This is a genomic window from Amycolatopsis dongchuanensis (assembly GCF_039542405.1).
Lineage (GTDB): Bacteria > Actinomycetota > Actinomycetes > Mycobacteriales > Pseudonocardiaceae > Amycolatopsis_E > Amycolatopsis_E sacchari.
This window is the reverse complement of record NZ_BAABIB010000114.1, coordinates 13970-35364: the sequence shown is the minus strand read 5'-3', so window position 1 is coordinate 35364 and position 21395 is coordinate 13970. Positions and strand designations below refer to the sequence as shown.

General features: G+C 72.7%; 21 protein-coding genes and 1 pseudogene. 17 read left to right on the top strand and 5 right to left on the bottom strand.

Annotated elements, in window-relative coordinates; all coding sequences use genetic code 11:
* Positions 1-4 precede the first annotated feature (4 nt).
* The 10 genes and pseudogenes from ABFX51_RS29080 (at position 5) to ABFX51_RS29035 (ending at position 9229) form a co-directional block, all read left to right on the top strand.
* Positions 5-1012 (top strand): Ppx/GppA phosphatase family protein, encoded by a 1008-nt coding sequence (locus ABFX51_RS29080; protein ID WP_091516240.1) that lies wholly within the window; start codon positions 5-7, stop codon positions 1010-1012.
* Between the two features lie 121 nt (positions 1013-1133).
* The gene (locus ABFX51_RS29075; protein ID WP_346055554.1) at positions 1134-2948 is read left to right on the top strand and encodes a hypothetical protein; all 1815 of its coding nucleotides are present in this window, start codon (positions 1134-1136) and stop codon (positions 2946-2948) included.
* On the top strand, positions 2945-3733 hold the full coding sequence (locus ABFX51_RS29070; RefSeq protein ID WP_281245249.1) for a sugar phosphate isomerase/epimerase family protein: 789 nt from the start codon (positions 2945-2947) through the stop codon (positions 3731-3733). Before ABFX51_RS29075 ends, ABFX51_RS29070 begins: the two co-directional genes overlap by 4 nt.
* 81 nt (positions 3734-3814) lie before the next feature.
* Positions 3815-4741, top strand: coding sequence for a proline dehydrogenase family protein (locus ABFX51_RS29065; protein WP_091516242.1), 927 nt, complete (start codon positions 3815-3817; stop codon positions 4739-4741).
* Positions 4738-5565, top strand: a complete 828-nt coding sequence (locus ABFX51_RS29060) for a thioesterase family protein (RefSeq protein WP_177228994.1) — start codon at positions 4738-4740, stop codon at positions 5563-5565. Before ABFX51_RS29065 ends, ABFX51_RS29060 begins: the two co-directional genes overlap by 4 nt.
* Before the next feature lie 9 nt (positions 5566-5574).
* Positions 5575-6372, top strand: a complete 798-nt coding sequence (gene proC / locus ABFX51_RS29055; RefSeq protein WP_091516248.1) for a pyrroline-5-carboxylate reductase — start codon at positions 5575-5577, stop codon at positions 6370-6372.
* A 235-nt stretch (positions 6373-6607) separates the two neighbouring features.
* The gene (locus ABFX51_RS29050) at positions 6608-6820 is read left to right on the top strand and encodes a helix-turn-helix domain-containing protein (RefSeq protein ID WP_091516249.1); all 213 of its coding nucleotides are present in this window, start codon (positions 6608-6610) and stop codon (positions 6818-6820) included.
* Between the two features lie 125 nt (positions 6821-6945).
* Positions 6946-7047 carry a 30S ribosomal protein bS22 gene (locus tag ABFX51_RS29045; RefSeq protein WP_017986394.1) on the top strand — a complete coding sequence of 34 codons (102 nt, stop codon included), beginning with the start codon at positions 6946-6948 and terminating at the stop codon, positions 7045-7047.
* A 176-nt stretch (positions 7048-7223) separates the two neighbouring features.
* Positions 7224-8268: pseudogene (locus ABFX51_RS29040) on the top strand (NAD-dependent epimerase/dehydratase family protein).
* Positions 8269-8293: 25 nt separating this feature from the next.
* On the top strand, positions 8294-9229 hold the full coding sequence (locus tag ABFX51_RS29035; RefSeq protein WP_177228995.1) for a lysophospholipid acyltransferase family protein: 936 nt from the start codon (positions 8294-8296) through the stop codon (positions 9227-9229).
* Between the two features lie 3 nt (positions 9230-9232).
* On the opposite strand, the gene ABFX51_RS29030 is transcribed toward ABFX51_RS29035, so the two are convergent.
* On the bottom strand, positions 9233-9796 hold the full coding sequence (locus ABFX51_RS29030; protein WP_091516258.1) for a TetR/AcrR family transcriptional regulator: 564 nt from the start codon (positions 9794-9796) through the stop codon (positions 9233-9235).
* Between the two features lie 37 nt (positions 9797-9833).
* On the opposite strand from ABFX51_RS29030, the gene ABFX51_RS29025 reads away from it, so the two are divergent.
* The gene (locus ABFX51_RS29025) at positions 9834-10892 is read left to right on the top strand and encodes an epoxide hydrolase family protein (protein ID WP_091516259.1); all 1059 of its coding nucleotides are present in this window, start codon (positions 9834-9836) and stop codon (positions 10890-10892) included.
* On the opposite strand, the gene ABFX51_RS29020 is transcribed toward ABFX51_RS29025, so the two are convergent.
* The 4 genes from ABFX51_RS29020 to ABFX51_RS29005 are packed head-to-tail and all read right to left on the bottom strand — an operon-like array spanning position 10845 to position 14743.
* Positions 10845-12035, bottom strand: a complete 1191-nt coding sequence (locus ABFX51_RS29020; protein WP_346055553.1) for an MFS transporter — start codon at positions 12033-12035, stop codon at positions 10845-10847. The genes ABFX51_RS29025 and ABFX51_RS29020 overlap by 48 nt on opposite strands.
* Positions 12036-12081: 46 nt before the next feature.
* Positions 12082-12984 carry an HAD family hydrolase gene (locus tag ABFX51_RS29015; protein ID WP_091516264.1) on the bottom strand — a complete coding sequence of 301 codons (903 nt, stop codon included), beginning with the start codon at positions 12982-12984 and terminating at the stop codon, positions 12082-12084.
* 53 nt (positions 12985-13037) lie between these two features.
* Complete coding sequence (locus ABFX51_RS29010; protein WP_091516266.1) at positions 13038-14057, bottom strand: DUF5667 domain-containing protein; 1020 nt, start codon at positions 14055-14057, stop codon at positions 13038-13040.
* A gap of 38 nt (positions 14058-14095) precedes the next feature.
* Positions 14096-14743 (bottom strand): sigma-70 family RNA polymerase sigma factor, encoded by a 648-nt coding sequence (locus ABFX51_RS29005; protein ID WP_346055552.1) that lies wholly within the window; start codon positions 14741-14743, stop codon positions 14096-14098.
* Between the two features lie 155 nt (positions 14744-14898).
* Here ABFX51_RS29005 and ABFX51_RS29000 point away from each other — a divergent pair, with 155 nt between their 5' ends.
* The 6 genes from ABFX51_RS29000 to hemC all read left to right on the top strand — a co-directional run bounded on the left by ABFX51_RS29000 (position 14899) and on the right by hemC (position 21389).
* Positions 14899-16362, top strand: coding sequence for an AMP-binding protein (locus ABFX51_RS29000; RefSeq protein ID WP_346055551.1), 1464 nt, complete (start codon positions 14899-14901; stop codon positions 16360-16362).
* Positions 16359-16607 (top strand): glutaredoxin family protein, encoded by a 249-nt coding sequence (locus tag ABFX51_RS28995; RefSeq protein WP_091516274.1) that lies wholly within the window; start codon positions 16359-16361, stop codon positions 16605-16607. The genes ABFX51_RS29000 and ABFX51_RS28995 overlap by 4 nt, the downstream gene beginning before the upstream one ends.
* A gap of 29 nt (positions 16608-16636) precedes the next feature.
* Positions 16637-18154 carry a molybdopterin-dependent oxidoreductase gene (locus ABFX51_RS28990; RefSeq protein ID WP_346055550.1) on the top strand — a complete coding sequence of 506 codons (1518 nt, stop codon included), beginning with the start codon at positions 16637-16639 and terminating at the stop codon, positions 18152-18154.
* Positions 18155-18339: 185 nt separating this feature from the next.
* Positions 18340-19116 (top strand): redox-sensing transcriptional repressor Rex, encoded by a 777-nt coding sequence (locus ABFX51_RS28985; RefSeq protein ID WP_346055569.1) that lies wholly within the window; start codon positions 18340-18342, stop codon positions 19114-19116.
* On the top strand, positions 19117-20436 hold the full coding sequence (locus ABFX51_RS28980; protein WP_346055549.1) for a glutamyl-tRNA reductase: 1320 nt from the start codon (positions 19117-19119) through the stop codon (positions 20434-20436). It abuts the gene before it with no gap.
* Entirely contained in the window at positions 20433-21389 is a 957-nt protein-coding gene (hemC, locus tag ABFX51_RS28975) for a hydroxymethylbilane synthase (RefSeq protein WP_177228996.1), read from the top strand. Before ABFX51_RS28980 ends, hemC begins: the two co-directional genes overlap by 4 nt.
* Positions 21390-21395 lie beyond the last annotated feature (6 nt).

Sequence of the window (21395 nt, the reverse complement as noted above, 5' to 3'; positions counted from 1 at the left end):
CTTTGTGCGCCTAGGGGTACTCGACGTCGGGTCCAACACCGTGCATCTGCTGGTGGTGGACGCCCATCGTGGTGCCCACCCGACGCCCATGCACTCCGAGAAGATCGTGCTGCGCCTCGCCGAGCAGATCACCAAGCACGGCGAGCTGAGCAAGGCCGGTGCGCAGGGCCTGGTCGACGCGGTCGCCACCGCGAAGAAGTCGGCCACCGAGCTGGGCTGCGAGGAGGTCATGGCGTTCGCGACGTCGGCGGTGCGCGAGGCGACGAACTCGGCCAAGGTGCTGCGCAAGGTCCGGGACGAGACCGGCATCGAGCTGAGAGCGCTTTCCGGGCCGGACGAGGCGCGGATGACGTTCCTCGCGGTGCGCCGGTGGTTCGGCTGGTCCGCCGGGCGGCTGCTGGTGCTGGACATCGGTGGCGGCTCGCTCGAGGTCGCGATGGGCATCGACGAGGAACCCGAGCTCGCGGAGTCGCTGCCGCTGGGCGCCGGGCGCATCACCCGCACCCGGTTCGAGCACGACCCGCCCAGCCGGTCGGAGCTCGTGGCCACGTCCGCGTGGCTCGACGAGCAGCTCGCGCCGCTGGCGGGGAAGGTGGCCGCGCTCGGCGCGCCCGACCGGGTGGTGGCCACGTCGAAGACGTTCCGTTCGCTGGCCAGGCTGGCGGGGGCGGCGCCCTCCGCCGCGGGCCCGCGGGTACGCCGTACCCTGTCCGACACCGCACTGCGGCAGCTGATCGCCTTCGTCTCCCGGATGACGGCGGCCGACCTGGCCGAGCTGGAGGGGGTCAGCGCGAGCAGGTCGCACCAGCTCGTGGCCGGCGCGCTGGTGGCGCAGGCCGCGATGCGGGCGCTGTCGGTGCACGAACTGGAGATCTGCCCGTGGGCTCTGCGAGAGGGGCTGATCCTGCGGCGACTGGACCGCTCGAACGGTGCGGACGACACTGCACCGGAGGCGTGGCGCAGTTCGTCGCGCGAACGGACCGGTGACAGCACGCCCGGTGGACGGGAGTGACGCGGTGAGGGCACGGTGGAAAGGTGGAAGGGATGCGTGAGGCGGTGCTGCACGTGTGCCGTGCCCGGACCCGGGCTCGCAGGCTACGCGACGACCAACGTGCGGTGGGGGTGAAACGCTGATGAGTCGGGAAAGCGGTCAGGACCGTTCGCAGAAGACGGTCGCCGAGCTGCTCGCCCTGCACGGCGGGAACGTCGAAGGCCGTCGTCGGCACCGGCGGGCCGCCGACGAGGAGGAAGAGCAGCAGCCCGGCGGTGCCGCGCCGAACGGCACCGACGCGCCCCGGCGCGCGCGTGGTGCCACGGACACCGGCCCGCAGGCGATCATCGAACGCGTCCGCGGGGACAACCCGCTGCCGCCGAACGGCCGCCGCAACGGCGGCAGGCGCGCCCTGCCCGACGACGAGCAGCCCGCTCCGCAGGACTCCGGCCTGTTCCGTCCCCAGGAGCCCGTCCCGCCCAGGGCACCGCAGGACGCGGGCCCGGCCCGGGCTCCGGAAGCCGCCCCGCTGAGGCCGCAGGACAACGGCTCGCTCCGCCCGCCGGACGCCCCGCCGCTGCGTCCCCAGGAGACCGGCGCGCCTCGGCGCCCCCAGGACTCCGCCGCGCTGCCCCGTCCCCAGGAGGGTTCGCTGCGGCCGCCGGACGCGGGTTCGCTCCGTCCGCAGGACGGCTCGTTGCGGCCCCCGGACGCCGGTCCGCTCCGTCCGCAGGACAACGGGTCGTTGAGGCCCCCGGACGCCCCGCCGCTGCGCCCGCAGGACTCCGCGACGCTGCCGCGGCCCAACGGCGCCCCGCCTTCGGGCGCGTTCCCCCGCCCGAACGGCCCCGTCAACGGCGCGGTCCCGCCCGCTTCGGGTGCCTTCCCGCAGCCGGGCGCCGGGCAGCCGGAGTCCGGCGCGTTCCCCCGGCCCCCGCAGGAGTCGGGCACCTTCGGTCGTCCGGACCCGACCCCGCCCCCGCGGAACGTCCCGCCCGAGTCGGGTGCGTTCCCGAGGCCCTCCGGTGGTCCCGACTCGATGCCGGGCCGCCGGCCGCGCCTGCCTCAGCGGCCGCCGCAGGAGTCCGGCGCGCTGCCCCTGCCGGAGCAGGATGAGCCGAGGGCTGCCCGCGCCGCCGAGGAGACCAGGCAGGTGCAGCCGCTGCGCCGCCCGCCCGCGGGCGCGCCCGGCAGCGCGTTCGCCGCGCGGCTCGACGGTCTCGACGCCCCGGCGCCCGAGGACACCCCCGATCCCGGGCCGCCGCCCAGCGGCGCGTTCCCGGTGCCCCCGCGCCGTCCGCGCCGGGCCCCCGCCCGGCCGCCGGCCGAGCCGGAACCGCACACCGAGCAGTTCCAGGCCGTCAACGGCAGCGAGCCGCCCGAGGCGGTCGTCCCGCCGGACGCCCCGCCCGCGGGGTTGTCGCGCTGGCGCCGCCAGCGTGAGCAGGTGAGCTCGGAGGACACCGAGGTGGGCGTGATGCCCGCCGTGCGCGAGGAGCAGGTGCCCGACGAGCACCTCGAAGCCACCGGCTTCCACGACCCCTTCGCGGAGGACGACGAAGAGGTCGACGAGTTCGGGGAGTTCGGCGAGGCCGAACCGGAGCGCCGCGGCGGCTACGACTACGAGCCCGACGAGGCCGGGCACGCCGAGGACGAGGACTACGCGGAGGAGGCGGAGCCGGAACGCCCCGCCTCCCCGGCGAAGCAGTGGCTGTCGATGGCGGTCCAGCTCGCGCTGGGCGTGATCGGCGGTGCCGCGGTGTGGCTGGGCTTCAACTGGCTGTGGGGCCAGCTGCCCGCCGCCGCGCTCGTCGTCGCGCTCGTGGTGATCGTCGGCCTGGTGTGGATCGTGCGGAAGATCCGCCGCGCGGACGACATCCAGACGATGGTCCTCGCGGTGCTGGTCGGCCTCGTGGTCACGGTCTCGCCCGCGGCACTCCTGCTGCTGTCACGGTGATCCCGGTCGGGCTGTCCACCGCGTCGGTGTGGCCGCTCCGTGCCGGCACCGCGTTCGAGCTGGCCGCGGACCTCGGCTACGACGGGGTCGAGGTCATGGTGTGGGTGGATCCGGTGAGCCAGCACGTGCCCGAGCTGCGCCGCTGGTCGCGGCGCACGGGCGTGCCGGTGCTGTCCGTGCACTCGCCGTCGCTGCTGATCACGCAGCGCGTGTGGTCACCGGATCCGGTGGTCCGGCTGCGGCGCAGTGTCGAGGCCGCGCTCGACCTGGAGGCCAGGACGGTCGTGGTGCACCCGCCGTTCCGCTGGCAGCGCCGCTACGGTGACGCGTTCGAGGACCTGATCGCCGAGCTGGAGGACGAAAGCGGCATCGAGATCGCCGTCGAGAACATGTTCAAGGTGCGCCCGCCCGGCGGCCGCAAGGACACGCGGATGTCGGCGTTCCGGCCCTCGATCGACCCGACCGACGTGGGCTACCGGCACTACACCCTCGACCTGTCGCACTCGGCCGCCGCTCAAATGGACGCACTCGCGCTGGCCGAGCGGATGGGCGAGGGGCTGACCCACGTGCACCTCGCCGACGGCACGGGGGTGCCGAAGGACGAGCACCTCGTGCCCGGCCGCGGCGGTCAGCCGTGCGCGGAGCTGCTCGAAAAGCTCGCCGCGAGCGACTTCGGCGGGCAGGTCGTGCTCGAAGTGAACACGCGCCGCGCGCCGAGCTCCGCGCACCGGATGAAAGACCTGGCGGAGGCGTTGTTGTTCGCGCGGTTCCACCTGGGTGCGTGACGACGGTACAAGATCAACTTCACTCGGTTGCCGCGTTCCGGAGCATGGGCTTCCGATATGTGAACACGTAAAGTTTCCAGCGTGAACCCGTTCCGCTCGCTGATCCTCGCCGCCGCAGGCAGCGACACGGTCCACCGTGTCGTGACCGCAGCCCCAGCCACGAGAGGTGTCGTCGACAGGTTCATCGCCGGTGAGACAGTCGGCGACGCCGTCGCGGCGACGACCGCGCTCGCGGAGGACGGCCTGTACGTGACGCTGGACTATCTCGGAGAGCGCACCGGGGACGCGCGGCAGGCGGAGCAGGTGGTGCAGACGTACCTCGGCCTGCTCGACCGCCTGCACGGCGAGGGGCTCACGGTGCGGGCGGAGGTGAGCCTCAAGCTGTCCGCGGTCGGGCTGCGGTTCGACGAGAAGCTGGCGCTGGACAACGCGTGGCGCGTCTGCGCCGCGGCCGAGCAGTGCGCCACCACCGTCACGCTGGACATGGAGGAGCACGACACCGTCGACGCCACCTTGCGGGTGCTGGCGGAGCTGCGGCACACGTGGCCCTGGGTGGGTGCGGTGCTGCAGTCGTACCTGAAGCGCACGGAGGCCGACGCCGCCGCCCTCGCGCAGGCGGATTCGCGGGTGCGGCTGTGCAAGGGGGCGTACGCGGCGAGCCCGGATGTCGCCCACAAGAGGGACCACGACGTCGATCTGAGTTACGTCCGGGCGGCGAACGTCCTGCTGGCCGGGGATGGTTACCCCATGTTCGCCACGCACGACCCCCGGTTACTGCCCCTGCTGCGGGAGCGCGTGCGCTTCCACGGCCGCAAGCAGGGCACGTACGAGTACCAGATGCTCTACGGCGTCCGGCCCGACGAGCAGCGGCGGCTCGCCGCCGAAGGCGAGACGGTGCGCGTGTACGTGCCGTTCGGGGAGAACTCGTACGCGTACCTGATGCGCAGGCTGGCCGAACGGCCGGCGAACCTGGCCTTCTTCCTCCGCTCCCTGGCCAGCCGTTCGTGAGCACGGTGGAGGCCCAGGACCCCGCGTCCTTCGAGGTGGCATGCGCGGTGAGGTCCCTGGGAGACGGCACGCTGACCGCGGACCTTCGCCCTGAGTGGTCGATCGGTCACCACCCGCACGGGGGATTTCTGCTGTCCCTCCTCGCGAAGGCCGCCGTCGCGGTGCTCGCCGAGCGGGGCGAGCCGACGGCGGAGCCGCTCGTCGTGAGCGCGGAGTTCCTGCGCCCGCCCGCGATCGGGCCCGTGCTGCTGCGCACGGACCTGCGGAAGGTGGGCCGCCGCGCCACGGTCGTCGCGGTGCGGCTGGAGCAGCGGGGGCGCAGCTGCGTCGAGGCGACGGTGACCGCGGGCCGGTTGCCGATCCGTCGTCCGGAGTGGACGGACCTGGCCCCGATGCCCGCCGAACCGCCGCCGCGGGCGATCCCGCTCGGCGGCGACACCGCGGAGGGCGCCTTCAACCTCGCGAAGGGCTGCGACGTGCGGCTCGACCCCGCGACGGCCGGCTACCTCACCGGCCGCACGGGTGAACCGCCGCGGCTGCGGCTGTGGGTGCGGCCGCGGCACGGCGTGCCGGACCCGTACTTCGTGCTGCTGGCGGGGGACGTGAACCCGCCGGTGGTGTTCAACCTCGGCCGCACCGGCTGGGCGCCGACCGTGCAGCTGACCGCGCTCGTGCGCGCCCGGCCCGCGTCGGGCTGGCTGCGCGTGCAGGTGGAGTCCCGCTCGGTGCACGAGGCGTGGTTCGACTCGGACGCCACGGTCATCGACTCGGCGGGACGGCTCGTGTGCCAGGCCCGGCAGTTGGCGTTGTCACCTTCGCCTTAGTCTCGGGGTATGACGACGATCGCGGTGCTGGGTGCGGGCAAGATCGGTGAAGCGCTGCTGGCGGGGCTGCTGAAGGGCGGCCGCAGCGCGGACGAGCTGCTGTTCACCGAGCGGCATCCGGAGCAGGCGGCCAGGATCACCGACCGGTACGGCATCGCGGGTGTCGAGGTCGAGGAGGCGGCGAAGCGGGCCGACGTCCTCGTCGTCGCGGTGAAGCCCCAGGACATCGATCCCGTGCTGACCGCGCTGGCGCCCGCCGTCGGCCCCGGGACGCTGGTCGTTTCGCTGTGCGCGGGGCTGCCGACGTCGCTGTACGAGCGCAGGCTGCCCGACGGCGTGCCGGTGGTGCGGGTCATGCCGAACACGCCGATGGTGGTCGGCGAGGCGATGAGCGCGATCTCGCCCGGCACGCACGCGACGGCCGGGCACGTGGCGCTGGTGAAGGAGCTGCTGTCGTCGGTCGGTCAGGTCATCGAGGTGCCCGAGTCGCAGCAGGACGCCGTGACCGCGCTGTCCGGTTCCGGGCCGGCGTACTTCTTCTACCTGGTCGAGGCCATGATCGACGCCGGCATCCTGCTGGGCCTGCCGCGCGCGGTCGCCGAGAAGCTGATCGTCCAGTCGGCCGTCGGGGCGGCGAAGATGCTGGCGCAGAGCACCGAGCACCCGGTGATCCTGCGGGAGGCCGTCACGTCCCCGGCGGGCACGACCATCAACGCCATCCGCGAACTGGAGAAGCACGGCGTCCGCGCGGCGATGCTGGACGCCATCGAGGCGGCGCGGGACCGGTCGGTCGAACTCGGTAAGTGACGCTGCGTCAACAAGCGCGTCACACCGCGCTGCGCCGAACGGTGCCGGAAGTGGATCTCGGAGGCTCGGAAGTAGCCACGATCCGCAGGTGAACGCGCCCGGTTGGACCAATTACCCCGGCAGACGTCGCACTGGTCCCATCAGTCCCGCTACCCTCATGGGTAAAGCACGTGCGTGTCGAACCGCCGGTGGGGAAGCCGAGCGGCACGACGCGTGTCGAAGGGCACGGTGACGTATGCCGTCGAACAAGAAGGACGTGCCCGCTGTCGGGCAGGTCCAGTTCCTGACGGTCGCCGAGGTGGCCTCGCTGATGCGGGTCTCCAAGATGACCGTCTACCGCCTCGTGCACTCGGGCGAGCTGCCGGCCGTGAGGGTCGGCAAGTCGTTCCGCGTGCCCGAGAAAGCAGTGCACCAATACCTGGAAGGCGCCTATTACGACGTCGGCTAGGTGGGGGGCTGCGCTTGTGTCCAGAGCCCACGGGTAATCTGGGAGACCGCTCGCGCCTGTGCGCTCCAACCGATGGACGCTGCGCCGGGCAGCGTCGGATCGACGGGAAACGTGAAGGAGCACCTGTGGGCTCGGTGATCAAGAAGCGCCGCAAGCGCATGTCCAAGAAGAAGCACCGCAAGCTGCTGCGCCGCACGCGGATGCAGCGTCGCAAGCAGGGTAAGTGACACCCCGCTGACGCTTCTTCGACGCGACCCGTCCGGACACCCGGGCGGGTCGCGTCCGTTTGGGTGGCGGCGGTGACCGGGCGTGGACCGGGGCTTTCTGGCCCCTGACGCCGTTCGGGGCGCGCGGTAGCATCGCCACCGCCGCCGGAACTCCAGCCCTGTGACCAGGGGGTGCCATGCCGTCCGAAGTCGTGCTCGTCACCGGGGTCGGAGGTGAACTCGGGAGCCGCCTGCTCGCCAGGCTCGGCGCCAGCCCCGCGTTCGCCCGGGTCCTCGGGGTGGACACGACGCCGCCGCGCCCGCACGTGCTGCGGCGGCTGGGGCGTGCCGAGTTCGTCCGTGCCGACATCCGCAACCCGCTGATCGCCAAGATCATCTCCGACGCGCGGGTCGGCACCGTCGTGCACGCCGCGACGACGTGCCACCCCGCCGGGCCCGCCCGCCGCGGCGCGCTCAAGGAGGTCAACGTCATCGGCACGATGCGGTTGCTCGCCGCGTGCCAGCGTTCGGCGTCCGTGCGCAAGCTCGTCGTCAAGTCCACCACCGCGGTCTACGGCGCCGACGCGAGCTCGCCCGCCGTCTTCACCGAGGACTCCGAGCTGATCCCGGCGTCCTCGACGGGCTACGCGAAGGACGCCATCGAGATGGAGGGCTACGTGCGGGGGCTCGCCCGCCGCAGGCCCGACCTGACGATCACGACGCTGCGGTTCGCGAACATCATCGGCCCGGACGTGGACACGGTGCTGGCCCGGTACTTCGCGTTGCCCGTGGTGCCGAGCGTGCTCGGCTACGACGCCCGGCTGCAGCTGCTGCACGCCTCGGACGCGCTCACCGTGCTGGAGCTGGCGACGCTCGAGGACCGGCCGGGGGGTGTTCAACGTCGCGGCGGACGGGGTACTCACCCTCGGGCAGGCCCTGCGCAGGGCGGGCAGGGTCGAACTGCCGGTGCCGCGGCCGCTGCTCCCCTCGGTGGCCAAGGTGCTGCGGGGCGCCCGCGTGGTCGACTTCTCGACCGACCAGGTGCGGCTGCTGAACTACGGCCGCGTCGTGGACACCACGCGGCTGAAGCGGACCTTCGGGTACCGCCCGCGGTGGACGACGGCCGCGGCGTTCGAAGACTACGTGCGCGGCCGCGGGCTGCGCCCCGTCGTCCCCGGCGAGCACCTGGCGGCGCTGGCCGACCGGGTCGTGGCCGCAGCGGCGACCGGTCAGGCGAGATGATCCCGGACAGAACCTGGAGCGGGCAGTGACGACGAGCACGGAAGCACAGGTCATCCCCCTGCGGCGGCCCCGGCAGGCCGACGCCCCCGTCCCGCCCGAGCCGGCGCCGGCGCCGGTCGACGAACGGCCCGACGCGGTCACGCGGGTGCTGAAGTTCCTGCGGAACCGCCTCACGGGCGAGTACGAGGTGGACGAGTTCGGGTTCGACCGCGAACTCACCGAAACCCTGCTGCTCCCGCCGTTGCGGCTGCTGTACGAGAAGTGGTTCCGCGTGAGCGCGCACGGCATCGACAACGTGCCGAAGGAGGGCGGCGCGCTGATCGTGTGCAACCACTCCGGCACGGTGCCGCTCGACGCGGTGATGACGGCCGTCGCGGTGCACGACGAGCACCCCGCGCACCGGCACCTGCGCATGCTGGGTGCCGACCTGGTGTTCCGCACCCCGCTGCTGGGCGAGCTGGCGCGCAAGTCGGGGCAAACGCTCGCGTGCCACCCGGACGCCGAGCGGCTGCTGCGGTCCGGCGAGCTGGTCGGGGTGTGGCCGGAGGGCTTCAAGGGCATCGGGAAACCGTTCTCGGCTCGGTACAAGCTGCAGCGCTTCGGGCGGGGCGGCTTCGTGTCCGCGGCCTTGCGCACCGGGGTGCCGATCGTGCCGTGCGCGATCGTCGGCGCCGAGGAGATCTACCCGAAGATCGGCGACCTCAAGCCGCTGGCGCGGTTGCTGGGGCTGCCGTACTTCCCGGTCACGCCGTTCTTCCCGCTGCTGGGGCCGCTCGGTGCGCTCCCGCTGCCGACGAAGTGGACGATCGAGTTCGGCGAGCCGATCCACACCGACCACATCCCCGCCGAGGACCACGACGACCCGATGCTGGTGTTCAGCCTGACCGACCAGGTGCGCGAGTCGATCCAGCAGACCCTCTACGCCCGGCTGGACCAGCGGGAAAGCGTTTTCAAGGGCTGACGCTCACCTGCCGTCGGCGAGACGCTGGATGGTGGTGGCGAGCCAGGACCGGAGCTCGGCGGGGTCGCCGAGTTCGGCGCGCAACACCCGGCGGCGCGTGGAGACGCCGAGGACGAACGCGTCGATCGCCGCTGCGCGGTTGCGGGCCTCGGCGTCGTCCAGGCCGCTCTCGCGCAGGTAGCGGTGCAGCGGCTCCAGCGAGTTCGTGTCCAGGAAGGTGGCCAGCGCCTCCGCCGCCTCCGGGCGTTCCCCGGACGCACGCTGCAGCACGAGCAGCGGGTCCTCGCCCGGCGAGCCGAACCAGCGCTGGACGATGCTCGCCGCCAGGCGGGCGCCGAGCGAGGAGCGGGGGCCGTCGAAGGAGATCTCGACCGGGATTTCCACCTGGGCCGCCGCCAGGAACAGACCGTCCTTCCCGCCGAAGTACCGCGTGATGAGGTTGGGCGACACGCCTGCCGCGTCCGCGACGCCCTTGACGGTGATCGCCGCGAAGCCGTGCCGGGCGAACTGCTGTCGCGCGTGCTTCAGGATCCGCTGCTTGGTCGCGGCCGAGTCGCGGGAATGCATGTGTACGAGGATACACATCGTGTGTATGGTCGTACACATGACTTTCGAACTGCGGGACCGGCTCCGCCGCACGCGCCGCGTCGCGACACCCTGGGCCGAGGACCCGAAGCGCGGCCTCGGCGGCAGCCGCCTCGACGACCTGCTCGAACACTGGGCGAACGGCTACGACTGGGGCACGCACGAGCGCCGCATAGCCGCGTACCCCTGGGTGACCACGGGGTCCGGCGACACCGAACTGGGGATGATCCACCAGCGCTCCGCGAATCCGGCCGCCCCGGTCGTCGTGCTGTTGCACGGGTGGCCGGATTCGGTGTTGCGGTTCGAGCGCGTGCTGCCGTTGCTCGCGGACCTGCACGTGGTCGTCCCGGCGCTGCCCGGCTTCCCGTTCGCGGCCCCGCTCACCACGTCGGGGATGTCGGTGAACCGGATCGCCGGAATCGTCGCCGCCGGGCTCGACGAACTCGGGTACTCGCGGTACACGCTGTCCGGCGGCGACGTCGGTGGCACCGTCGCGGAAATCCTCGCCGCCGAACACCCGGACCGCGTGGCCGCGTTGCACCTCACGAACGTCGCCCCGCAACACGCGCTGACGGCCGACCCGGCGAAGCTCGCGCCCGACGCGGCGGCCTACCTCGGCCGGACCGGACAGTGGTTCCGGGCCGAGGGCGGGTACATCGCGGAGCAGTCGATGCGGCCGAACACGCTCGCCGTCGCCCTCGGCGACTCGCCCGCGGGCCTCGCGGCGTGGATCGCCGAGAAACTCCAGGCGTGGTCCGGCGAATCGGCGTTCACCCGGGACGAGCTGCTCACCTGGATCAGCGCCTACTGGGTCACCGGCACGATCGGCACCTCGTTCGCCACCTACGCCGAACCGGCCGCCGTACCCAGCCGGGTCGAGACGCCGACCGTGCTCTCCGTGTTCCCGCACGACACGAAACCGGAGCCGCGGAGTTACGCCGAGGCGTTTCTCAACGTGCGTGAGTACGTGGAACACGCCGCAGGCGGTCACTTCGCCGCGTGGGAGCAGCCCGAGGCCTACGCCGGCGACCTACGCCGCGCGGTCCGGCTGGGCGAGTCGGCTCCCGGCCACCAGTAGCAGCAGGGCGACGAACGCGCCGAGCGCGGCCGAGCACAGGAACATCGGGCCGAGCCCCACGGCGTCGATCACCGGCTGGGCGAGCAGGGGCGAGAGGAACTGGGCCAGGAACATCGCCGACGTCAGCAGCCCCAGTGCCGCGGTCCTGGCGGCGGGGGCGACCGAGGCGACGACCCAGCCGTTGAACGTCGGGTTCTGCAGGCCCACCCCGAGGCCGACGACGAGGATGCCCAGCCCGGCGACCCACAGCGAACCCGCGAGCCCGAGCACGACGAGACCGGCCGCGTAGGCCGCGAACAGGCTGATGGCCAGCACCCGGAAGCTCCGGCCCTCCCTGAGCCGCCGGAAACTGAGCCCGACCACGGTCATCACCAGGTTGAGCGCGGCCAGCATCGCTCCCGTCAGCGCCGGGCCCGCCCCGCCGATCTGCCCCAGCCAGAACGGCGCCTGCGTCGGCACGACGTAGAACACCAGGATCCCGAGGAACACGAGGGCGTACAGGCCGAGCAGGCGCGGCTGCCACGCCCCGGTGGTGGCCGTCCGGCCCGTGGTCGCGACCGGGACGTCGGAGACGTACCGCAGCACCAGCACCAGCAGCGGGACGCCCAGCAGGTAGACCGCGAAGGGACCACGCCAGCTGAGCGAGGCGAGCAGTCCGCCCAGCAGCAGCGAGACGACGCCGCCGAAGCCCATGGCCGCGCCCTGCAAGCCGAGCACGCGGCCGTGTTCGGCGGGCGGGTGGTGGTCCGCCAGCAGCGCTGTGGAAGTGGCCATGATCCCGGCGATCCCGACCCCGAGCACCGCACGCCCGGCGAGCAACGCGGGCAGCGAGTTCAGTACCAGGCCCGAACCGCCACCCACGACGTAGAGCACCAGGCACGCCGCGAGCACGCGCACACGCCCGGCCCGCACGCTCACGCGGCCGATGACGGGGGCGGAGAGCAGGATCGCGAGCCCCGGCAGGGTGAGGACGAGGCGCACCAGGACACCGGCGTGCGGGGTCGCCGCGAAGTGCTCGGCCATCCCCGGCAGCGCGGGCGTGATCGTCGCGCTCGCCATGATCGTCATCGTGCTGGCGCCGAGCAGTGCCGCCAGCAGTGCCCGTGGCCCGCGCCGCACGGGTGCCGCCGTCGTGTCCGTCATGGCACCGACGGTAAAAGCTCGAGTAAGCTTCAGGTCAAGGCCTGGCTCACCTGCGCCGGTAGGCCATCCCCACGGCGACCGCGCCCGCGACCGCACCGGCGCCCAGCACCGACGGCACCCCGATCTTCGCCGCCTTGCGGCCGGTGCGGAAGTCGCGGATCTCCCAGCCCCTGGCGCGCGCGATCTCCCGCAGCCCGGCGTCCGGGTTCACCGCCACCGCGGTGCCGACGACCGACAGCATCGGGATGTCGTTGGACGAGTCCGAGTACGCCGTGCAGCGCCGCAGGTTCAGCCCCTCGCGCGCCGCCAGCGCCCGCACCGCGTGCGCCTTCGCGCGGCCGTGCAGCAGGTCCCCGACGAGCCGGCCGGTGTACACGCCGTCGACGTGCTCCGCGACCGTGCCGAGCGCGCCCGTCAGGCCGAGCCGTCGCGAGATGATCGCCGCCAGCTCCACCGGCGTCGCCGTCACGAGCCACACCCGCTGCCCGGCGTCGAGGTGCATCTGGGCCAGCGCGCGCGTGCCCGCCCAGATCTTGTCGGCCATCAGCTCGTCGTAGATCTCCTCGCCGACCTCGGTCATCTCCTGCACGGTCTTGCCCGCCACGAACGACAACGCCTGCTCACGGCTGGCCTTCACGCTGTCCTGCGTCTCGCGCCCGCCCACGCGGAACTTCACCTGCCGCCAGGCGAACCCGGCGAGGTCGGAGGCCGTGAAGTACTTGCGGGCGGCGAGCCCGCGCGCGAAGTGGAAGATCGACGCGCCCATCATCATCGTGTTGTCGACGTCGAAGAACGCGGCCGCGGTGAGGTCGGGCGTGGCGGGCGGCGGTGGCAGCTCGACGCCGTCGAGCTGCGCGGTCTCCATCGCGACGGCGGCATCGGCCGACGCCTCGCCCGCGAGCGTGGCGAGTCGTTCGAGTTCCGGGCCCTTGCCCCTGCCGCGCCACACGCAGACCGCCTCCTGAATCGCGGGTGTCCGGACTGCCAGCGTAGCGATTCCGGTCAGCCGATCCCCACCCCGGGAAGGCCGGGGAGCAGGGGCGGGAGGGAGATCAACGGCGGCTGCGTCGTGGTCGTCGACGGCAGCCTCGGACTGGTCGGCGCGAGCACCGGCGGCTCGACCGCCGAGGGCGCCGAAACCGTCGGCGAGTGCGGCAACGGGGGCGTCGGCAGCTGCGGCGAGGACACCGGCGAGGGCGTGGACGTGGTGGTTTGCCGCGCGGGCGGCGCTTCGCTGCTCGGCGCGGTCGGCGCCGGGACCGGGGGCTGCTGCCCGATGAGCGCGTCCGTCGGCGGCGCGCACGAGCCCGACTCCGGCACCGCGCCGAGGTCGTCCAGCTGGCCGGTGGTGATGCGGAAGCAGTCCAGCCGGGCGAGCAGCGTCTGGGCCCGTGCCTCGATCCGGTCGAGGAGTTCCGCCGAAGAGGTGAACTGGGGCAGCGCGGCGGACGGGACGGCGGACTCCACCGCGTCGAGCTTCCCGCGCTGGTCGCGGGACCACGTGCGCAGCTGGTCGAGCTGCTGCCCGCTGCCCTGCGTGGCCAGCTGCGTGAGGACGGCGGTACCGAGCTTGGCCTCGTACTGGAAGTCCGTGAACGCGGCCCGGTAGGCGCCCGCGTCCGCCCCCGCGTCCGCCCCCGCGAGCGCCTTCAGCTCGTCGAGCCGGTTCGCCGCGAACTCCAGGTGCTTCTGCGCCTTCGCCGAGTCGCCGAACGCGAGCCCCAGCTCGGCCGACTCACCCGCGCGCTTGACGCCGTACAACGGGTCGCCGGGCAACGCGTTCCGCGACAACAGCAGGCCGATCCCGCCGAGTGCGACGACGAGCGCGACCGCGGCCGCGAGCACCTCGGCGAGGATCCGCCGTCGTCGTGAGGGCCGCTGCCGTTCCTGCTCGGCCAGCCGTTCGAGGATGCCGTCCTTGATGCGCTCCCGGGTGGCGGCGTCCGGTTTCGCGGCGTCGCCGAGCCGGCGCAGCCCGGAGATGACCTCCAGGTCGCGTCCTGACCACCCGGGCACGTCCACGACTGGTGAACGACCGATACCCCCGGGGTGTTACGGGTTCAACGCCACGCCGGGGGCAACGATTGCGCCAGCTTCCGCACCGCCCGGTGCTGCAGCGCCTTGATCGCGCCTTCGTTGCGCTTCATGATCTGCGCGGTCTCCGTCAGCGACAGGCCCTGGATGAACCGCAGCACGATGCATTCGCGCTGGTCCTCGCCCAGTTCGGCGATGCACTTGAGCAGTGCCTCCCGGGTCGCGCCGGCGAGTGCCTGCTGTTCGGGGCCGGACCCGTCGGTGGTCTGGCCGACGAACGGCGCCGAGCCGGACTCGCTCACCTCGTCGGTGACGACCTCGAGCTTGTACCGGCTCGACTTGACGTGGTCGAACACGATGTTGCGGGCGATCGTGATGAACCAGGCGCCGACGTCGCGGCCCTGGTAGCTCACGGACGTGATCCGGCGCAGCGCGCGCAGGAACGTCTCGCTGGTGATGTCCTCGGCCAGTTCGCGGTCGCCCAGCCGGAAGTAGACGTACCGGTACACCACGTCGACGTAGCGGTCGTAGAGCGTGCCGAAGGCCGTGCTGTCGCCCTTCTGGGCGGCGTGGACGAGGTCCCACGAGTCGGGTTCGTCGTCCGGCAGGTCCACAGGGCGCGCGAGCGTGCCGACGTGCAGCCCCAGCGGGCGTGCAGCAAGCCAGTTCGTCACGGCGACTCCTCTGTCCCGTCCCGAGTGATCACCACCACTCGGGCGCGAGAGCAGCATACGTGTTGTTACCCGGAAGTAGGTAGTGGTGTCTGTTGCGGAAGTGCGACGATCCGCGAGCCTCCCCCTGACGGGAGGCGGGAGGAGGCACGGGCGACATGGCCAACATCGCCGATCTGCTCACCGCCGCCGCGCGCCGGTGGCCGGACGCACCCGCGCTCGCCGACACCACGGCGGACACGCGTTTCACCTGGTCGGAGCTGGATGCGGCGGTGCACGGACAGGTCCGTGCCCTCCGCGAGCACGGCGTCGCCGAGGGGGACAGGGTGCTCCTGCGGCTGCCGACGTCGGCGGACTTCGCAGTGGCGCTGTTCGCCGCGGCCCGCGCCGGCGCGATCGCGGTCCCGGTCTCCCCGCTGGCCCCCGAACCCGAGTTCCGCGGCATCGTCGAGCACAGCGGCGCGCGGCTCGTCGTCGGGCGCGAGCCCGGTGATGTGCCGCCCCAGGCCGGGCCGGGGGAGCCCGTCGAGGCGGCCGATGGCGGCGAGGACATCGCCGTGCTGTCGTACACCTCCGGCACCACCGGGCCCTCGCGCGGCGTGATGCTGTCGCACCGCGCGCTCCTGGCGAACGTCGAGCAGGTCGGGGCGGTCCCCGGCACGCCGGAGCACGAGGACCGCGTGCTGCTCGCCATCCCGCTGTTCCACGTCTACGGCCTCGGCCCTGGCCTGCTGCACTCGGCTTCGGTGGGCGCGACCACCGTGCTCGCCGAACGGTTCGACCCGGCCGCCGCGCTGCGGATCTGCGCCGAGCACCAGGTGACCGTGATCGGCGGCGTGCCCGCGATGTACGCCGAGTTCGCCCGGATGGACGCCGACGAGCTGCGTGCGAGCTTCGCCTCCGTGCGGCTGCTGACCTCGGGTGCGGCGCCGTTGCACCCCAAGGTGCTCGCGACCGTGCGGGAGAAGACGGGCCTGGGGATCTTCGAGGGGTACGGGCTCACCGAGACCGCGCCCGTGCTGACGTCGACGCTCGTCACGGGCTACCCCAAGCCGGGCTCCGTCGGGCGACCGCTGCCCGGCGTCGAGCTGCGGCTGGTGGAGTCGGACGGCCTCGCCGAGCCCGTGCCGCTGGACCCCGACGACCTCGACGACGCCTTCGTGGAGGAGGACGCGGGCGCCGGGCTCGTGTCCGTGCGCGGCGCGAACCTGTTCTCCGGCTACTGGCCCGACGGCGCGCACGGCCCGGACGAGGACGGCTGGTACCGCACCGGCGACGTCGGCTACCTCGACACCGACGGCGACCTGCACCTCGTGGACCGCGCGAACGACCTGATCATCGTCAACGGCTTCAACGTGTTCCCGCACGAGGTCGAGGAGGTCATCGCCACGCTGCCGGGCGTCGCGGAGGTCGCCGTCGTCGGCGTGCTCGACGAGCGCAGCGGCGAGTCCGTGAAGGCGTTCGTGGTGCCCGCCGCGGGCGCCGCGTTGTCCGAGCAGCAGGTCGTCGACCACTGCGCGGAGCTGCTCGCCGGGTACAAGGTGCCGCGCACGGTCGAGTTCGCCGAGTCCCTGCCGCATTCGCCGACGGGCAAGCTGCGGCGGGTACGTTTGCGGTCATGACACAGGTGACGGTCATGAGCCGCCAGGGCTGCCACGCCTGCGAGCAGGCCGAGCGGGACGTCGAGCGGATCTGCGGCGAGCTGGGCGTCGAATGGGCCACGGCGGACGTGGACTCCGACCCCGAGTGGCGTGCCGAGTACGGCGACCGGGTGCCGGTGATCCTCATCGACGGCGCCGAGCACGGGTACTGGAAGGTCGAGGAAGACCGCTTCCGTAAGGCTCTCGTAACCGCGACCGGACGCTGATCCGACGGGCTCGCGCGAACAATGGCGGCGTGACCACCGTCCTGCGCGAAGCCCCGCCCCGGCTCACCTCCGCGGTCGCGGCGTGGACCGGCGTGCTGTCGCTCGCCGCCGCGCTCGGTGCCGGGCACCTCGTGGCCGCGTTCGTCGGCCGCGGCGCCTCGCCGTACCTGGCCGTGGGGAACGCGGCGATCGACCTCACCCCGTCCTGGCTCAAGGACTTCGCGGTCAGCTCGTTCGGCACGCACGACAAGACGGTGCTGCTGGCCGGGATGGCCGTGGTGATGGTCGCGCTGGCGGTCGTCGCGGGGCTGATCTCCCGTGAGCGGGCGCTGCCGGGGCAGGTCGTCATCGCGGTGTTCGGCGTGCTCGGGGGAGTCGCGGTCTACGGCCGTCCCGACCTGGGACAGCTCGCGCTCGCCGCCCCGCTGGCGAGCCTCGTCGCCGGGGTGCTGGTGTTCCGCTGGCTGCACGGCGCGGCGTTGTCGCGGGGTGTTTCGGACAGCCGCAGGCGGTTCCTGGCGACCGCGGTGGCGGCCGGTGTCGCCGGTGGGGTGGGGCAGTGGCTCGGTTCGCGCAAGAACGCCGACGCGTCGCGTGCCGCCGTCGGGCCGCTCACCCCGGCCCGGCCCGCGCCACCCGTGCCCGCCGACGCCGACTTCGCGAAGCTCGGCACGCCGACGTTCATCACGCCCAACGCGGACTTCTACCGGATCGACACCGCGCTCGTGCTGCCGCAGGTGCCTGCGGAGGACTGGACGCTGCGCATCCACGGGATGGTCGACCGGGAGCTGACGTTCACCTACGCCGACATCCGGAACCGCCCGCTCGTCGAGCGGATCATCACGTTGTGCTGCGTGTCCAACCCCGTCGGCGGCCCGTACATCTCGACCTCGCGGTTCCTGGGCGTCGACCTGGCGGAGCTGCTGCGGGAAGCCGGTGTGCGGGAGGGCGCGGAGCAGCTGTTCTCGACCAGCGCGGACGGCTTCACCGCGGGCACGCCCGTCTCTACGCTCCTCGAACCCGGCCGTGGCGCGATGCTCGCGATCGGGATGAACGGCGAGCCGCTGCCCGTCGAGCACGGCTTCCCGGCGCGGCTCGTGGTGCCGGGGCTGTACGGCTACGTGTCGGCGACGAAGTGGGTCACCGACCTCGAACTGACCACGTGGGACGCGAAGCAGGCGTACTGGCTGCAGCGCGGCTGGGCCGAGCAAGGGCCGATCAAGACCGAGTCGCGCATCGACGCCCCGAACGGCCACGTCGCGGCGGGCAAGGTCAGCGTCGCGGGCATCGCGTGGGCGCAGCACACCGGCATCGACAGGGTGGAGGTGCGCCTGGACGGCGGCCCGTGGCAGCAGGCCGTGCTCTCCGCGGAGGTCTCCACCGACACGTGGCGCATGTGGTGGGCGGAGGTGGACGCGCCGGCGGGCAGCCACAGCGTGGCCGTCCGCGCCACCGACCGCGACGGCTACACGCAGACCGACCAGGTGGCCGACGTCGTCCCCGACGGCGCGACCGGCTGGCACACGATCACCTTCTCGGCCCGCTGAGCCGCCGGTGTGTCGCCGGTCATGCCCGCGACCAGCGACTTTGTGCCTGCGTTCACAAGTGGACTACCGTAGTGCGAGGCCCCGCGTAGCCCCGGCATCGAACCGGACTTCGCTTCCCGGGTCAAGAGGAACTTTCTCCAAGCGGTAGCGAAGCGGTGTTGACGGTGTCTGACGAGGAGGCCAGCGTGGTGGCACGGCGTGGCCGGCGGAACGGCGCCGAGGTCCCCTTCGACGCCGACAACGCCCCCACCGCCGAGATGCCCGCGGTCACCGATGGTGACCCGGTCCGCGTCCGGTCCATCCCCGAAGCCGCGGTCGCGCGCCTCGCCGTCTACCTGCGGGTGCTGTCCGCGATGGCCGAGCAGGGCTCGACCACGGTGGCGAGCGAGGAGCTGGCGACCGCCGCGGGCGTGAACTCCGCGAAGCTGCGCAAGGACCTGTCGTACCTGGGGTCCTACGGCACTCGTGGCGTGGGTTACGACGTGCGGGTCCTGGTGGGCCAGATCGAGCGCACACTCGGTCTGACCAGGCAGCACAAGGTCGCCGTGGTGGGAATCGGCAACCTCGGTCACGCGTTGGCCAACTACGGCGGGTTCCCCGGCAGGGGTTTTCCCGTCGAAGCGCTGTTCGACGTCGACCCCGACCTGATCGGGGTGCCCGTCGGCGGGATCCCGGTGTCGCACCTGGACGACATTCCGGAGGTGTGTGCCGAGCGCGGCATCTCCATCGGGGTCATCGCGACCCCGCCGACCGCCGCGCAGTCGGTGTGCGACCGCTTGGTCGCCGGCGGCGTGCAGTGCATCCTGAACTTCGCGCCCGTGGTGCTGCAGGTACCGGAACACATCGAGGTGCGGAAGGTGGATCTCGCGGTGGAGCTGCAGATCCTGTCCTTCCACGTGGCCCGGCGCGCTGACGAGAAGAAGGGGTCCCACGCGGTGGGCAACGGAATGGTGGTGCCGTAAGTGTCTGTCTTGGCCGTGGGGCTGTCGTACCGGACCGCCGACCTGCGGACGCTGGAGCGGGCCGCGATCGGCGCCGACGAGCTGGAGAAGGTGCTGCACCAGCTGCAGCAGTCCCAGCACGTCGACGAGGCGATGCTCGTCTCCACCTGCAACCGCATCGAGGTCTACGCGGTCGTCGAGACCTTCCACGGCGGCCTCGCCGACGTGTCCGAGGTGCTGGCGCAGCAGGCCGGGTGCACCCCGGCCGACCTGTACGACCACCTGTACGTGCACTACGCGGGTGCCGCCGTCGAGCACATCTTCTCGGTGGCCTCGGGCCTGGACTCGATGGTCGTCGGCGAGACGCAGATCCTCGGCCAGGTCCGCAACGCCTACGCCACCGCGCGCGAGGCCGGCACAGTCGGCCGCACGCTGCACGAGCTGATCCAGACCACCCTGCGCGTCGGCAAGCGCGTGCACAGCGAGACCGGGCTGGACGCCCTCGGCGCCTCCGTCGTGTCGGAGGCGCTGGGCGAGGCGCCGGACCTCACGGGCAAGCACGCGGTGATCGTCGGCGCCGGCTCGATGGGGGCGTTGTCGGCGAGCCAGCTGCGCAAGGCGGGCATCGGCCGGATCACGGTGGTCAACCGCACGCTGGAGAACGCGCAGCGGCTCGCGGCGAACGTGAGCGAGCTGGGCGTGCCCGCGGTCGCCGCCGGCATGGACGAGCTGGCCGTGCGCCTCGCCGAGGCGGACCTCGCGGTGAGCTGCACCGGTGCGCAGGACGTCGTGCTGGCCGCCGAGCACATCCTGCCGCGCCACGGCCGTGAGCTGGTGATCTGCGACCTCGGCCTGCCCCGCGACGTGGACCCGGCGGTCGCCGCGGTGCCGGACGTGCGCGTGGTGGACCTGGAGACCGTGCGGCGCCGGATGGACGACACCGGAGGCCGCTCGTCCGCGAAGCAGATCGCCCGTGCCACCGGCATCGTGCTCGACGAGGTGCGCGAGTACCTGGCGGGCCAGCGCAGCGCCGCGGTCACCCCGACCGTGACGGCGCTGCGCAAGCGGGCCGCCGAGGTGGTCGACGCGGAGCTGCTGCGGCTCGACCACCGCCTGCCCGGCCTCGAACCCGGCGTGCGCGACGAGTTCGCGCGCACCGTGCGCCGCGTCGTGGACAAGCTGCTGCACGCACCGACCGTGCGGGTCAAGCAGCTCGCGGCCGACGCGCAGGGGACCGATTACGCGAGCGCGTTGCGGGAACTCTTCGAGCTCGACCCCGCTTCGCCCGCCGTCGTCGCGAGCCCCTCTCCCCAACCCAACACAGACGGTGAAAGCCAGTGACACGAACCATCAGGATCGGTACCCGGGGCAGCGCGCTCGCCCTCGCCCAGACCGGGACCATCGCCGACGCGTTGCGCCGCGCGGGCGAGAACGTCGAGATCGTCAAGGTCTCCACCCCCGGTGACCGGTCGCACGCGCCGATCGCCGAGATCGGGGTCGGCGTGTTCACGTCGGCGCTGCGTGAGGCCCTGCTGAACAAGCAGGTCGACGTCGCGATCCACTCGTACAAGGACCTGCCGACCGCGCCCGAGCCCGGCATCGTGCTGGCGGCGGTGCCGCTGCGCGAGGACCCGCGTGACGCGTTGATCGCCCGCGACGGGCTGACGCTGGGCGAGCTGCCGCGCGGCGCGAAGGTCGGCACGGGCTCGCCGCGGCGGTCGGCGCAGCTGCAGGCGCTCGGGCTCGGTTTGGAGATCGTGCCGATCCGGGGCAACATAGACACCCGGCTGCGGAAGGTCACCGACGGTGAGCTGGACGCGGTCGTGCTGGCCAGGGCAGGCCTCGCGCGCCTCGGCCGGGCGGGCGAGATCACCGAGACCCTGGACCCGATCCAGATGCTGCCCGCGCCCGCTCAGGGGGCGCTGGCGGTGGAGTGCCGCGTCGACGACGTGGACATCGAACACCTGCTTCGGTCCACTGTGGACGACGAGGCGACGCGGGTCGCCGCGACGGCGGAGCGCGCCATGCTGGCGGCGCTCGAAGCCGGTTGCAGCGCGCCCGTGGGTGCACTGGCAGAGGTGGTGGAGGACCTCGACGCGGACGGCTCGGTGGTCGAGCGCGTCTCGCTGCGGGGGGTCGCCGCCGCCGGACTCGACGGGGAGTCCGTGGAACTGATCCGCGCGTCGGCCGTCGCGGACAAGAGCGAAGCGGAGCGACTCGGCCGGGACCTGGCCGCGGAGCTGCTCGACCTGGGCGCCGGTGCGCTGTCCGGCCCTGGCCGCAACTCACGTTGACAGAGA

Excerpts from the sequence above, each read along its gene's own strand:
- ABFX51_RS29075 (WP_346055554.1), top strand. The coding sequence starts at position 1,134 with ATGAGTCGGGAAAGCGGTCAGGACCGTTCGCAGAAGACGGTCGCCGAG.
- proC (WP_091516248.1), top strand. The coding sequence starts at position 5,575 with ATGACGACGATCGCGGTGCTGGGTGCGGGCAAGATCGGTGAAGCGCTG.
- ABFX51_RS29050 (WP_091516249.1), top strand. The coding sequence starts at position 6,608 with ATGCCGTCGAACAAGAAGGACGTGCCCGCTGTCGGGCAGGTCCAGTTC.
- ABFX51_RS29030 (WP_091516258.1), bottom strand. The coding sequence starts at position 9,796 with ATGCATTCCCGCGACTCGGCCGCGACCAAGCAGCGGATCCTGAAGCAC.
- ABFX51_RS29025 (WP_091516259.1), top strand. The coding sequence starts at position 9,834 with ATGACTTTCGAACTGCGGGACCGGCTCCGCCGCACGCGCCGCGTCGCG.
- ABFX51_RS29020 (WP_346055553.1), bottom strand. The coding sequence starts at position 12,035 with ATGACGGACACGACGGCGGCACCCGTGCGGCGCGGGCCACGGGCACTG.
- ABFX51_RS29000 (WP_346055551.1), top strand. The coding sequence starts at position 14,899 with ATGGCCAACATCGCCGATCTGCTCACCGCCGCCGCGCGCCGGTGGCCG.
- ABFX51_RS28995 (WP_091516274.1), top strand. The coding sequence starts at position 16,359 with ATGACACAGGTGACGGTCATGAGCCGCCAGGGCTGCCACGCCTGCGAG.